The organism is Bradyrhizobium sp. USDA 4501 (genome assembly GCF_054062115.1).
Genome location: NZ_JBSSEX010000001.1, coordinates 6,399,886 through 6,412,937 on the forward strand (window position 1 = coordinate 6,399,886; position 13,052 = coordinate 6,412,937).

At 62.6% G+C, this 13,052-nt stretch carries 14 protein-coding genes; 9 read left to right on the forward strand and 5 right to left on the reverse strand.

The window, feature by feature from the left end:
• Positions 1–44 precede the first annotated feature (44 nt).
• A complete protein-coding gene (locus ACVWZM_RS29455) occupies positions 45–1,163 on the reverse strand; it encodes a hypothetical protein (protein WP_456855455.1) in 1,119 nt (372 codons plus the stop codon).
• 363 nt (positions 1,164–1,526) lie between these two features.
• Here ACVWZM_RS29455 and ACVWZM_RS29460 point away from each other — a divergent pair, with 363 nt between their 5' ends.
• The 4 genes from ACVWZM_RS29460 to ACVWZM_RS29475 all read left to right on the forward strand — a co-directional run bounded on the left by ACVWZM_RS29460 (position 1,527) and on the right by ACVWZM_RS29475 (position 3,697).
• A complete protein-coding gene (locus tag ACVWZM_RS29460; protein WP_076830452.1) occupies positions 1,527–1,940 on the forward strand; it encodes a hypothetical protein in 414 nt (137 codons plus the stop codon).
• A 98-nt stretch (positions 1,941–2,038) separates the two neighbouring features.
• On the forward strand, positions 2,039–2,248 hold the full coding sequence (locus tag ACVWZM_RS29465; protein WP_141340037.1) for a hypothetical protein: 210 nt from the start codon (positions 2,039–2,041) through the stop codon (positions 2,246–2,248).
• Between the two features lie 251 nt (positions 2,249–2,499).
• Positions 2,500–3,442 (forward strand): IS630 family transposase gene (locus ACVWZM_RS29470; RefSeq protein WP_456854999.1). Its coding sequence is split into 2 segments (ribosomal slippage): positions 2,500–2,838 and positions 2,840–3,442, totalling 942 coding nucleotides; the frame shifts between segments, so codons are not numbered across the junction.
• A 48-nt stretch (positions 3,443–3,490) separates the two neighbouring features.
• On the forward strand, positions 3,491–3,697 hold the full coding sequence (locus ACVWZM_RS29475) for a hypothetical protein (protein WP_456855456.1): 207 nt from the start codon (positions 3,491–3,493) through the stop codon (positions 3,695–3,697).
• Positions 3,698–4,037: 340 nt separating this feature from the next.
• Here ACVWZM_RS29475 and ACVWZM_RS29480 read toward each other — a convergent pair whose 3' ends face one another.
• Entirely contained in the window at positions 4,038–4,196 is a 159-nt protein-coding gene (locus tag ACVWZM_RS29480; protein ID WP_200844582.1) for a sigma factor-like helix-turn-helix DNA-binding protein, read from the reverse strand.
• Between the two features lie 1,850 nt (positions 4,197–6,046).
• On the opposite strand from ACVWZM_RS29480, the gene ACVWZM_RS29485 reads away from it, so the two are divergent.
• The 3 genes from ACVWZM_RS29485 (at position 6,047) to ACVWZM_RS29495 (ending at position 6,789) form a co-directional block, all read left to right on the forward strand.
• The gene (locus ACVWZM_RS29485; RefSeq protein WP_456855457.1) at positions 6,047–6,289 is read left to right on the forward strand and encodes a hypothetical protein; all 243 of its coding nucleotides are present in this window, start codon (positions 6,047–6,049) and stop codon (positions 6,287–6,289) included.
• Positions 6,290–6,314: 25 nt separating this feature from the next.
• Entirely contained in the window at positions 6,315–6,506 is a 192-nt protein-coding gene (locus tag ACVWZM_RS29490) for a hypothetical protein (protein ID WP_057019190.1), read from the forward strand.
• Positions 6,507–6,609: 103 nt separating this feature from the next.
• Complete coding sequence (locus ACVWZM_RS29495) at positions 6,610–6,789, forward strand: hypothetical protein (RefSeq protein WP_316399447.1); 180 nt, start codon at positions 6,610–6,612, stop codon at positions 6,787–6,789.
• Between the two features lie 314 nt (positions 6,790–7,103).
• Here the strand turns inward: ACVWZM_RS29495 and ACVWZM_RS29500 are convergent, their stop codons facing one another.
• Positions 7,104–7,334, reverse strand: a complete 231-nt coding sequence (locus ACVWZM_RS29500; protein ID WP_092090290.1) for a DUF3606 domain-containing protein — start codon at positions 7,332–7,334, stop codon at positions 7,104–7,106.
• 122 nt (positions 7,335–7,456) lie between these two features.
• Here ACVWZM_RS29500 and ligD point away from each other — a divergent pair, with 122 nt between their 5' ends.
• Positions 7,457–8,380: a non-homologous end-joining DNA ligase gene (ligD, locus tag ACVWZM_RS29505; RefSeq protein ID WP_057019192.1), complete on the forward strand. Its 924-nt coding sequence runs from the start codon at positions 7,457–7,459 to the stop codon at positions 8,378–8,380.
• A gap of 952 nt (positions 8,381–9,332) precedes the next feature.
• On the opposite strand, the gene ACVWZM_RS29510 is transcribed toward ligD, so the two are convergent.
• Positions 9,333–9,599 (reverse strand): HGGxSTG domain-containing protein, encoded by a 267-nt coding sequence (locus ACVWZM_RS29510; protein WP_253638847.1) that lies wholly within the window; start codon positions 9,597–9,599, stop codon positions 9,333–9,335.
• A complete protein-coding gene (locus ACVWZM_RS29515; RefSeq protein WP_456855458.1) occupies positions 9,596–10,255 on the reverse strand; it encodes a hypothetical protein in 660 nt (219 codons plus the stop codon). The genes ACVWZM_RS29510 and ACVWZM_RS29515 overlap by 4 nt, the downstream gene beginning before the upstream one ends.
• A gap of 432 nt (positions 10,256–10,687) precedes the next feature.
• Here ACVWZM_RS29515 and ACVWZM_RS29520 point away from each other — a divergent pair, with 432 nt between their 5' ends.
• The gene (locus ACVWZM_RS29520) at positions 10,688–13,009 is read left to right on the forward strand and encodes a molybdopterin guanine dinucleotide-containing S/N-oxide reductase (protein WP_456855459.1); all 2,322 of its coding nucleotides are present in this window, start codon (positions 10,688–10,690) and stop codon (positions 13,007–13,009) included.
• Positions 13,010–13,052: the final 43 nt, after the last annotated feature.

Here is a 13,052-nt window from a genome sequence, read left to right on the forward strand (position 1 = left end):
TCGTCTGGAGCATTAAAGCCGGCGTTCACGACGCGCCTGCCATTCTAGCTTGAACACGCGTCGTTGCTGAGCAGCGGCGTCGGGTTCTCGGTCGAATTTTCCCCGCCGCGATACCATGGCTTGAAGCGAAACCCGGTTCTCGCATACGACCATGGCGCGATCAGGGATCGGGCGTTGCCCTCCGTCGTATATTCTGAAGCGACGCCAGGGTCTGGATTGTAGAGCGAGAAGACTCCGCGCCAGCTGCCGTCCGGCTGCTCCTGGGCGTAGGACAGCTCCACCTTGTTTCGCGAGACCGAAACCAGACGATCCGAAGCGTGATCGAACACGAATGGCCGCTCGAACCAGATCGTGGTCTCATCCTGCTTGATTGCGACGTTGGCCTCCTGTCGTGCCGTGCCGCCACCGACCAGCAGGGGAATCCCCAGCGGCACCGCGACATCAGCGGTGGCGGTTGCATTGAGACGGTGGGCGGAAAGCGTCGACGCAAAACCATCCGGCCGCGCAATGACGGTCTTCTTCGTGAACGGGCCGTGCGGGCCATCTGCCGTGGCAACCAGCGCGACGGCATTCTGCGTGTTGTTGTAGTAGCCGTGATAGAAGATGACATATTCGCCGTTCGCGCGCCGACAGGCATAGCTGATCGACAGCCCGGACGCTTCCTCGGGCAGTGAGGGCGTGATCACGGCGCCGTGGCGCGTGAACGTCATGCCGTCAACGCTGGTCGCAAGCTTGATCTGCTTCGCCGCGCGGTCGAGGTAATAGATCATGTACGGCTCGGCTGCTCCGGGCTCATACACCACCTGCGCCGGTCCGATCCCGCCGGGCTCGGACGCGTCCGACTGAAAGGCGATTCCCTGCGGAATCCAGGCTCCTTCGTTCGTCGACGTCCAGAGCCGCAGCTGAAACCAGCCCGTCGTATAGGCCGACGCATAAAGACGCCTTGTATGCGCATCCGGCGCGATCGCGGATGGCCACGCCAAATGAAGAACGCCATCGGGCGGCGACAGCGCCGGCGTCAGGCTCGACACCAGGCCGTCGTCGCCGAACTCCCAGATGTGATAAATGCCGCTGCTCCCGACGCCATTGAGAAACCAGCTTCTGGCAATTGCGCCTGCCGGGAAAAGCGTGAGGATGACGAAAACAAGTCCCCGCACAATCATGAAATTTATCCTGGGTCGTGCCGTCTATCGAGCAAACAATTCCGCTGTGATGACACACTCGGGCGCCCGTTTCGCCCGGAGATTTGTTTCTGAAAATGACGCGGACCTCGGATTGAAACGCGCAGGATGCTCGGCGGATCAGTTACCGGCGGTGCTCGCAGTCGAGGTTGCGGCCGCTGCAGAGTCTTCTTGAAATCGCTGCCACGGCGGAGATCAGATCGTATTGCACAACGATCGACTCGCTGCCGCGGACTGCAACCAGTACAACGACTGACCGGCCTGATTTCGGTACTCAGGACCGGTTCCGCGCGACCATATCTTGGGAATTTGCAACGACAGGAGAATCCGGCTTTTGTGACCAGCATGGGCTCTAAATCTCGGGAGTACTTGTTCGGAGCGACGGTCAGGCATCTGGCCGAGCGCGCCAAGGAGGCTCGGCTCGAGGCGGATGGTGCGGCCTGCCGGGCATGGAACGCCCGCATGCTCGCTTTTCAGGGGCCCGCCCAGCCGTCGCCCGCGCTCGGCGATGCACTCAACGCCGGTTTCCGCTACCTCGAAGTGAAATGCCTCGGCTGCGAGACGCATCAGACGGTCGCGCTCGATATCGTGAGGCGGCCGAAGTGGACGCCGATCCACGAGCTGGAGCGCTATATGCGCTGCAAGCTGTGCTCGCGACGCTCCGGCTACCCGTTCAAGCGCAGCCATCTTGTGGTACTGCGGACGACTAAGATCTCCGCCATGAACCCGCCCTCAACCTGGTGGCCGGGAGAGCGCTGACACCGTCGCAGAGCATGCTGCGCCCAAAGTCCCACCTCACTATTGGAACATTCCAGGCCTTACCCGCTTGTTCCGAAATCCAGAACGAGTTCACTAACGTGACGGACGAATTTGAATATCTAGCGCACCGATTGGTGATTATCGAGCAACCCGGCGGTGGGTTCTTGGTCGAAGTCACGCCGATCGCCGGCGGCCAAACCATCAGAACAATGACCTACCAACGTACTCAAGAAGCGATCGCTGCAGCGAAGCGGACAATCGACAAGCATCCCGAAGGCAGGCGACCTGCCAATCTGGCCCGGTCTTAAAGTGGCTGACCACCCGCTGCGAAATTCAAGCTGAGACCTGTTCGCTCAAAAAGCACCGGCGCGTCAGTTCCTAACGGATGAAAAAATTTCGAGCGCCTAGATTATCCCAGGACAATGCGAGCCCGTGCGGCTGGTGTTCTGACGGTCGCTAGAGCGGTTTCCAGTTGAGGTGAATCGGAACAGTCAAAGGGGATTCCCACGGGCACGCAAATCAGATTCGGTGTTGCCCGCGACAACATGCGGGGCATGCGATGGCGAAGGGATACTCCAAGGACCTCAGGGTGCGTGCGGTTGAGCTTGTTGAGTCCGGCGAAAGCGCACGTGAGGCTGCGCGCATTCTCAATCTCGGCGCTTCGACTACGATCCGATGGATGGATCGTTGGAGGAAGACCGGAAACGTTGAGGCCAAGCCCGGCACCGGGCACAGCCGCTCGCCGTTGGAGCAGCACAAGCAGTGGCTGGTCGAGCTGATCGCCGCGGAGCCGGACCTGACGCTCGAGGAGATCCGCGCGCGTCTGCGCTCTCAGAGAAAGCAAAAGGCCGGCATCGGTTCGATCTGGCGTTTCTTCGACCGTCACAGCATCACCTTCAAAAAAAACACTGCACGCCGCCGAGCAGGATCGACCTGACGTCGCTGCCGAGCGTGCCGCGCTGAAAGCCGAGCAGCCCAAGCTGCGTGCACCGCGCCTCATCTTTATCGACGAGACTGCGGTCACGACGAAGATGGTCCGGCACTATGGGCGCTCTCCTCGCGGTGAGCGCCTCGTCTCTGGCGTGCCCCATGGTCACTGGAAGACGCTGACGCTTGTCGCCGCGCTGCGCATCGATGGCCTCACGGCGCCCTATGTCATCGACGGTGCAATGGATGGGCCCTCGTTCCTGGCTTATGTCGAGCAAGTCCTGGCGCCGACCTTGCGCAAGGGCGACATCGTCTTCATGGACAACTTGCGCACTCACAAGATCGCCGGTGTCCGCGAGGCGATCGAGGCTGTCGGCGCCCGCGTGCGTTATCTGCCGGCCTACTCGCCCGACCTCAATCCAATCGAACAGGCCTTCTCCCGGTTGAAAGCTGCGCTGCGCAAAGGCGCCACCCGCACGGTCCAAGCCCTGCTCAAACTCATCGGCAAACTCGTCAAGTCGTTTGCGCCGCAGATGTGTGCCAACTACTTTAGGCATGCTGGATACACCAGATGATCCACATCATGTGGAAAATGCTCTAGTTGGAATGTCAGGCGAACTGTCATGGTAAAGAAACGGCGCAAACGGACGATACAAACGTTGTCGCTCACCGCTCGGCTTGACCGGCTTGCTCAGGAATCGAGGGCGAAAGCGGCAGGTCTTCCCCCCGGAGTAGAGCGCGAGCATTTGCTGAAAAAAGCGCGCGAAGCCCGGCGGGCCATTGAGATCGAGGACCTGCTCAAGCGGCGAGGTATCGAGCTGCCGGTTTGATTCTCGGCGGCGGGATAGCACCGTTAGGCTGGCGCCCCAAAGAATGGCCCCAGCGAGGGGGTACACGCTGAGGCCAAGACGGTTGGATCATCCATGAGATGGCAGGCTCATCACATAAACAGGGCGCCGACGCCTACGATGAGCGCTACGAACGATATCGCCGCCAACGCCATGAGGCTGTACTCGACGCCATCGTCGTGACTGAACCTGAACATATGGAGAGCTTGCGCCGCGGCCTTGGTGTTCGCATTTACTTAGGCGTGTCAGGAGCCGTGTCCCATCTAGGTTCCGGCCTTATCTTAAGTGAAGATTCTTCGCGGGAAGAAGCTGTTGAGCGAGCCTAGCTCCCCGCCGCGAGACGCTTCCTCATTATCGTCAGTCGGGCGCTGACTGCGGCCTCTGTGCGGCCGAGTTTCTGGGCGATCTCGCGCTGGGTTAGCTCGGTCTCGCGGATCATCTGTAGCAGGCGCTGCTCTTCCTCTTCGGCCCAAGCTGGCAAGATGTTCTCCGAATTGTTTCGTCCTGAAATGCCAGTACCAATTGCACATCCTGGTCATCTCGTCTTCCCGGGATTTGCCGGTCCTTCTCGTTTGTTCGGTCGAGTGTCCTAATTAGGACAGTATCTCCCTTAGCACGGGATGCCCGGCCCAAAGCTCGCCGTCGGTCGTCCCGAAAGGGATGACCGGCGCGGGTGGACAGTAAATCAACTTGCCAGGCTTGCTGCACTGGCTCATTGTCCCGCGATCACCGGCGAAGGCTTTGTCCGTAGGCGTCGGTGGCTGAAGACCGAGCGCGCTCCCGCCTGCAAGGAGGAGCTGCGCCATGAGCCAGCCATTCAACGAAGAGACGATAGCGTTATTGGATCGCGCTCAGCGAGCCATTGATATGCGATCCTGGTGCGTGAACAGAGGCGACGCCATCTCGCCGAGGCCGGCCTTCGGTCGTTCCGGTTAGAGCTAGCGCTTTTCGAGGCAAACAAACGTTCCGGTTAGAGCTAGCGCTTTTCGAGGCAAACAAAGGCCTTTGGCTGGAACAGCATGCTCCAAGATGTTCCATGCCTTTTTAGGATTCGCGGCGCAACCCAGGAACAACTGTTCACTTTGTAACTTAAGGAGTCCACTAAGAGCGCATCGAGAACTGAAGTGAACCAGCCCACTCTAGATCAGCGAACGACGCCGCACAAAGCCATGAACTGGCAGCAGTGCCCCAGATGCTCTGACATCCCCGAACTCGTCCGTGCCTTCCTCGATCCTGTCGGCGGGAAAACCGTGCGGCTCATGGAATGCAAATGCGGCGAACGCATCTGGAGCGACCAAATGACGGAATGACCCAATTTGGGCTACGGCCGCCTCCGTTGGCGGCCTCTTTCTTTTCGCATCCGCCCAAGAGAAAGCCGACCACGCTCGCGCCGGGCTTTTTTCTTGGCCCAAGAAAATGCCCTCAGCGAGGGCGATGGCCCGCGCTTGGCTGACGGCGCTCGGCCCGTCTGGCTCTGTTGGCGATCACCACGAGCCGGTTATTAGCCCCAGCCTCGGTCCGCGCATCTGGACCGCTATGAGCCGGTGATCCATCTCATGTAGGATAGCACCCGTCGCCGCCGTGAGACGGCTCCGGCGCTTTGCGGGGCTAGCGTGCGCGCCAGAGCCGTCCCCACGCGCGCTCATGTCCGAGAGCGCACTGCATATTACCGGGGAATGCGACAAACGCCGACGGCACCTTGGATTACCCCTTAATTGTAAAAACGGCCCCAGCACCTCTGGGGGCCGGGAGGCCGGTGCTGGAGCCGCTACCTGATTCCGGTCTGTGTTGTTGGAGGCAGGTTCACCGGATCATGCTGGCGACGAAAGTTCCGGCACTTGCATGTGTTAATCTCTTGAAGCCCTTAGCTAGCCGAAGTTCGTGTCAGCTCGTCTGGCGAGATGGCGACTTCCTAGCAATTCGATGGCGCCCCCTTTAGGTAATCGCAAAAAGGCCCCAGCACGCCGAAACGCCGTTGCTGAGGCCCAGTCGTCCGATATTGCCGGGGCGCGACCCGACGGAGCTATTGCTAGCACGCTCCTGTGCGACCGCCAGTTTCTCCCAAAATATGCGCAGTAGGCAAGGAACCATCGAGAGGACAAGAGCGTCTAATTGGCGCTTCTGGTCAGCCAAGGTGCCCCCCGACTGCCTGGAAGAAAACCCGTATCGCTCGGGTTGGCGGCCCCCTCGTTGGGGCCGTTTTCAGTTCGCTGCGGAAAGCGCGAGCGGTGCTTGTCCAAAGTTGATCGCAACGATTCACATAGTTCAATGCGGAGCGCACCATCCTGCAAGCTAATCGGTGAACTTGCGTTTCACAGGTGGATGGTTGCAATGGAATTTATTGGACGCCCGATGCGAGGCCGTTTCCTCGTTCGGCAAGGAAGCATTGGCTGGATGGTCTACGACAGCGAACTCAAAGGACCGGCACAGATAAAGAAAAATGGCCCCTTTGCCGAGAAGCTGACCAAGGAAAAAGCCGAGATCATATCGCAGGCGCTGACGAACCAGATTCGTGCGAGATCGGATGATCCTGCGCAATCGCGGTGCGTCAAGGCCGCTATAAACGCGCGGTGAAAATGATCGTCCGGAGGGGGGACCATTGTTCATCATCGAACTCTTGAACCCTGACGCGTTCTCGGGAACAGGCAGCATCATCCTGCTCGAACTGACGGACGAGGATTCCGCGATGCGAGCCGCCCGAAAGATCGCTGCCGAGACAGGACGCCGCGTAACCGTGCGGAAAGAAGACATGCAAATCATTGGGACTATATCCGCGCCCACGACCCATTAGATCCGAGCCGAGCGGCGAGGCCGGTCATCTAAGCCCTTGCTCCGAGAAATATTCAGGCCTACGCTCAATCCTGTACGAGCAGTCCAGTTATTCGGAGCCGGCAATGCTTGTTTACCGCCCAACGAATTTGCAGATTGAACTCGAACGGCTGTGCAGGTCAGCGGACGATCTCCTCGCCCGAGCCAACGCTGCGCTGGGGTTGCCCAAGCCCGACACGTTTCTGGGACGAAGTCACCATGAGCCGATTCCGCTTCCGAACGAGCGCGATTTCGGGATCGAATGAGTACCGGTTGATTGCTGCCGACCAGGCCCTAACTCCGACCGGCACCGCAACTCGGCCGACGATCGACGCGCTTGCGGCTGACGGCCACCGAGACAAAGGAGCGGGCTGTTTACTCTCGCGAAACGGCCTCTGGACTCCTGCTTGTTCCCCGAAGCGAAACGGCCCCAGCGAGAGGACATGCCGAGGCCGATTCGGTGCCCCAGCGAGGTGCCAGCCGGGGCCGCTCAAACTGATCGAGAATGTGCCCCGGTCTTCGGGGGCAAGAGCCGGGGCACTTTCATCCATGATGCCGCTCTGCCGCGAGCAGCACATTGCTAACGTCGCTTCGAAGGTGCCGTTCCTAACGACCTTTTCATCGCCGACCCGAGCCGACGCTCAACTCGCTTGCGGCTGGTGCCGACCTTCTTGACGGCCTTCTTCACCGATGCGGCCGACTTGCCGGTCTTCTTCGCCTCATAGCGCACTTCGTAATCCTGCCCGCCGGCGACGCGCGCTCGGTCCTGCTTGCGACCGCGCGCGGTCTGCTTCTTCGCTTTCTTTGCCATTCCGGCCTCCCTGTCGATGAGGGCCAACTCGGTTTATGATCGACCGTTCCATTTGCGGACCCGCGTCGGAACGATTGCGATTGCGCCAGTTTGAATCAGCTTATTGTTTGTGGAGTTGCGTTGTGGCGTTTCAGCGTAGGAAGCCCGAGGCGATCGGGACCAAGGCGCTCTTTCCCGGCTTCATCGCGCCGGCCCTGGCATCGCCGATCGAGAAGGTGCCGAGCGGCACACGCTGGATTCACGAGATCAAGTTCGACGGCTACCGGGTTCAGACTCACATCGCTAATGAAGACGTGAAGATCTACACCCGGCGCGGCAACGACTGGACCAGGCGCTTCAAGAAGGTGGTCCAAGACGCCTGGCACATTTCCGCATCATCAGCCATCATCGACGGCGAGATCGTCGTTCCCTCACCAGACGGCACGACCGACTTCTCCGTGCTGCAGAACGAGCTGCGCGGTAAGTCGACCAGGATCGTGATGGTGGCCTTCGACCTGCTCTATCTCAATGGCCGCGATCTCCGGAAGCTGCCGCTGAAGGAGCGCAAAGCGCTGCTGAAGAAGCTCGTCGCTGGCACCGAGGTCCAGTTCAGCGAAAGCTTCGAGGTGGACGGCCCCAAGATGTTCGCGCATGCCTGTAGGCTCGGCTATGAGGGCGTGGTGTCGAAGGTGGCGGATAGCGCCTATCCGACCGGCACCCGCAGCCGCGACTGGGTCAAGAAAACCTGCGCCCAGCGCGAGACGTTGACCATCGCCGGCTTTGCACTGGACGACAACGAATGGGACGGAATTTACGTCGGCCGGCGCAAGGGCAACGAGCTGATCTACGCCGGCAAGGTCGACCACGGCTTCGACAAGGCCTCGGCCGCCGATCTCCGCAAACGCCTGACGCCGCTGATCCGCAAGACGCAGCCCTACACCAAGCGCATTGCACACAAGGCGATCTGGGTCGAGCCGAAGGTGCTGGCCGAAATCGAGTACCGCGCCAAATCCGCCGAGGGCAAGGTGCGGCATCCGTTCTTTCGTGGGGTGCGAGAAGATCTATGAGCAAGCCTCGCTGCATCTTTTGCGACGACACAAGATGGGTGTGCGAGAATCATCAGGACCAGCCCTGGACCGGTCCGCACGCCTGCGCTTGCGGAGGCGCCGGTGCGCCCTGTCCGGCCTGCAATCAGCCGAATGATGACGGTCCTCCTCGAATGCCGGAGGGCTTCCAACCAGACGAATAAACGAGGCTTGGCCGTGACGTTGCCGACGATCTCGCAGCTGGCGTCCTCCAGCTTCACGTTCTGCACGGTGATAAGCCCAACGGGCCGGCAATTGGAAAGAGAGGGGTACTTCCTCAGTCGGACGCAAAGAGCCCACGGGGTCGGCGCCGGCAGCTTACAGGGGCTAGCCCGGATGGACGGTCCCGTATTTTACCATGACCCGGAATTCCAGCTGCTCGGCGCCGGAGCGGGCGCTAAGTTGATGGCGCGGGGGCGGCGCCTTGAGGGCAGGAGGCCGCAATGGAGCGTCTGTATTTGGGCATCACCGTCACCAGCACTTACGCGCTGGTCACCTTTGCGCTGATGCTGGCTTTCGTGCACTGACCGCCGGGAATCCGGATATTTGCTCGCGGGGCCGCTACGGGGTGCGTTGTCTTCGCGGAACGCGGCGATGTCCGGCAACCGGCAAGCTTTTACTGCGTCAGCGGGTTTAAACGTATGCCGAGGCCTGTAGCGATAACCCTGATGAGTTTGGCCGTTGCAACGCTCACGGCGTTCGGCATCGCCGCAGCCCTCATGATCCATTAAAGCGCGATGAGATTAGGTTGAATCGTCATCGCGCTTTAGCTCTTTGTTTGAGCATGATCTCCGCGCAAACGCGTCCCGCGTTTGTCGCGAGGGAAAACCGCTTCGCACTTTTCCGGATCATGCTTTAGCGGGAATGGGCCGGCGGGATTTCGCGCCCGGCGGCCCATTGGTCGTTTCTGCGCGCGGCCATTTGCGAAACGCAATCACTTCATCCCCTCCAGCATCCTCCGCACCTCCCCCAACAACACCCGGATCTGCCTTCGCTCGGCGATCGCGTCCCCCGTGAACCGGCCGTGCTTGCGCGCATTCCGGTTCGCCCGTGGCGCGCCGGATCCCCTTGCGCCGCCGTGCATGCGGCAGCGCGTCTTGCCGCGCACCGCCGGCGCGCGGCAAGAACCGCCGCAGCGGGTCCTGGCGCCGCAACGCCGGCTGGCCAGCATCGGGCCGGTCGTTTGGATGTGGCCGCTCATGCCTGTGGGTCCCGCGCCGCATCGGTGGAATTCCGCCGTCGCCTCGCGCCCGCGGGCCTCAGTGCCCGCGCCGCGGATGCCGGGCTGTTCTCGGACACGATCACGCTCGCATGCTGCGTGACGGTGCCGACGATGGCGTTGCCGCCGTCCTCGACCTTGACGTTCTGCACGGTGATGGCGGGCTCGCCATGGCTGCGGTGGCGGTTCAGCGCCTCGATCTGGGCGGGAAAGGTGCGGGCGAGCCGGCCCAATGCGCGCGCGGCGCTGTCGTGCTGGGCGAGGTCCTTGGCATGCGCGAGGTGATGGGCGCATCGCATTGCCATCACATGAACCGACACCATCTGCGCCACCAGCATGGCCTCGACGGAATCCCGTGGACGAATGCTTCTCACCATCGAGATCATGAAGGCGAGGTTGACCTCGCAGGGCTTGCCGCCGCTCACGCTGGCCTTGACCAGTTGCCGCAGGATGCCGTCCATCGCGTCGCGGTCGGCGACCCCCAGCGCGTTCGCCATCAACTGTGCGCCGAACTCCGGATCAGGATGGTCGATGCAGAAGCCGTGCGAGGAGAATTTGATCCGCGGAGGAGTGGCAGCCTGGGTCTGGGCGGTTGCGGCGATCGCCGTTGCCGTCGCGATGTCGGGAGCGGTGTCCATGTCGGGTAGTCCCTGGAATGCGCGCGGCAAGCGCGCAGACGATCGCTCGCTGCGGCAGCCGGTGCGATGTCGATTGTGGGGAGGGGTTTCGGTCTCACGTGCATCCGTCGCGCCCGCTGTTGCGGGCGACGGGGCACTTGCACGATTTCGGAATATTGGAAGTGTATCCCTGATTTGCCCGACGCGTCAAGTGGCGTTGTCGGGCGCCGGCGGCCGCCCGGCGCCCTTTGCATGGGGTTGTTTTCGATATTTTGGCGGCGTGGCCCCGGCGGGAGTTCCGCCGCCGTCAGCCGCAGTCATGCCGGCAAGGCACGGTGCGATCCGTGTTAGCGGGTACCGCGCGCCGATTGGATCATTATACTGGCCGGAACGTTGCGACGGCGCGGCGAGGTGCCGGCCTCGGATGAACCGGCCTGGGATGAAGGAGCATCGATGAGCGAGACCATTGGCCACCCCGATCCCGGCCTCGATTTGTCCGACGGTTTCAAGCCGCACACCTCGCATTGGGGCGTGTTCTCGGCGCGGCTCGGCAAGGCGGGTCTCGAAGTCAGGCCCTATGCCGCCGATCCCGATCCGAACCGCATCATCAACAATTTCCCCGGCGCGCTGCGCCACCAGGCGCGCATCGCGCAGCCTGCGATCCGCCGCGGCTGGCTCGAGCGCGGGCCGGGCCCAGACGATCGGCGCGGCCGCGACGACTTCGTCTCGGTGAGCTGGGAGCAGGCGCTCGATCTGCTCGGCGGCGAGCTGACGCGGATCCGCGACACGATCGGCCCCGGCGCGGTGTTCGGCGGCTCCTACGGCTGGTCCAGTGCGGGCCGCTTCCATCACGCGCAGAGCCAGGTGCACCGCTTCCTCAACATCGCGATGGGCGGCTATGTGCGTTCGGTGAACACCTATTCCTCGGGCGCGTCATCGGTGCTGCTGCCGCAGATTCTGACCGGCTACGAGGACATCACCAAGCGCAACGTCACCTGGGAGCAGATCGCGGCCGAGACCGACATCGTGCTGGCATTCGGCGGCATGGCGCTGAAGAACTCGATGGTGGCCGGCGGCTCGATCAGCAAGCATGTCGAGCGCGGCGCGATGGCAGCCGCGCAGCGGCGCGGCTGCCAGTTCGTCCTGGTCAGCCCGCTGCGGGACGATCTCCCCATCGAGGCCGGCGCCGAATGGCTGACGGCGACACCCGGCACCGACACCGCGCTGATGCTCGGTATCGTCCATACGCTCGTCAGTGAAGGCCTGCACGATCAGGCCTTCCTCGATCGCTACACCGAGGGCTGGCCGGTGTTTTTGCGCTATCTGACCGGCGAGAGCGACGGTGTATCCAAGAGCGCCGAATGGGCCGCGGCGATCTGCGGCATCTATGCCAGCACCATCAAGGCGCTCGCGCGGCGGCTTGCCGGCCGCAGAGCGCTGATCACCGTGTCGCATTCGTTGCAGCGCGCCGAGCATGGCGAGCAGCCGGTGTGGATGGGCATGGTGCTGGCGGCGGCGCTCGGCCAGATCGGCCTGCCTGGCGGCGGCTACGCCTATTCGCTCGGCGCGATCGGCTATTACGGCCGCCGCGTCAACGCCGTGCCCGGACCGACGCTCGGGCAGGGCCGCAACGGCGTCGCCGACTTCATTCCGGTGGCGCGCATCGCCGACATGCTGCTCAATCCCGGCACCAGCTATCGCTACAATGGCGAGACGCGCACCTATCCGGATATCCGCCTCGTCTACTGGGCCGGCGGCAATCCTTTCCACCATCACCAGGACCTCAAACGCCTGCGCAAGGCGTTTGCGCGGCTCGACACGCTGGTGGTGCACGAGCTGGCCTGGACCGCGACCGCGCGCCACGCCGACATCGTGCTGCCCTCGACCATGACGCTGGAGCGCGAGGACATCGGCTATTCCAGCAACGATCCCTTGATGGTCGCGATGCACCGGATCGCCGAGCCGTTCGGCCTTGCGCGCGACGACTACGAGATCTTCGCCGATCTCGCCGAGCGGTTAGGGGCCCGCGAGCCCTTCACCGAGGGACGCACGTCGCGAGAGTGGCTGGAACATCTCTTTGAGCCGACCCGCAAGGCGCTCGCCGCGCGCGGGCTCGAGGCGCCGAGCTTCGACGAATTCTGGGAGCGCGGCAGCCAGGTGGTGCCGCAGCATCTCGACGACGGCGGCTCGCTGCGCCGTTTTCGCGAGGACCCCCTCGCGCGCCCGCTGCCGACGCCGAGCGGCCGCATCGAGATCTTCTCGCAGAAGATCGCTAGCCACGGCGATGCGGACTGTCCGGGCCATCCGGTCTGGCTCGAGAAATCAGACACGCCGACGCCGGGCGCGCCGTTCTTCCTCGTCGCCAACCAGCCGGTGACGCGGCTGCACAGCCAGCTCGATTTCGGCGGCCATTCGCTTGACGCCAAGCATCGCGGCCGCGAGGTCGCGCGCATGAATCCGCGCGACGCCAAGCCGCGCGGCATCGCCGACGGCGACATCATCCGCATCTTCAACGCGCGCGGCGCCTGCCTCGCCGCGGTGCATGTCACCGACGGCATCGCGCCCGGCGTGGTTCAGCTGCCGACCGGCGCCTGGTACGATCCGATGGATCCCGAGGAGGAGGCATCGCTCTGCGTGCACGGCAATCCGAACGTGCTGACGCGCGACATCGGCACGTCATCCTTCGCGCAGGGCTGCACCGGCCAGCTCACCAGCGTCGAGGTCGAGCGCTTCAACGGCAATCTGCCGCCGATCCGTGCGTTCGATCCGGCGTAATTTCGCGCGGGATCACGAACAAATCATCGCTGGGCGCTGGATG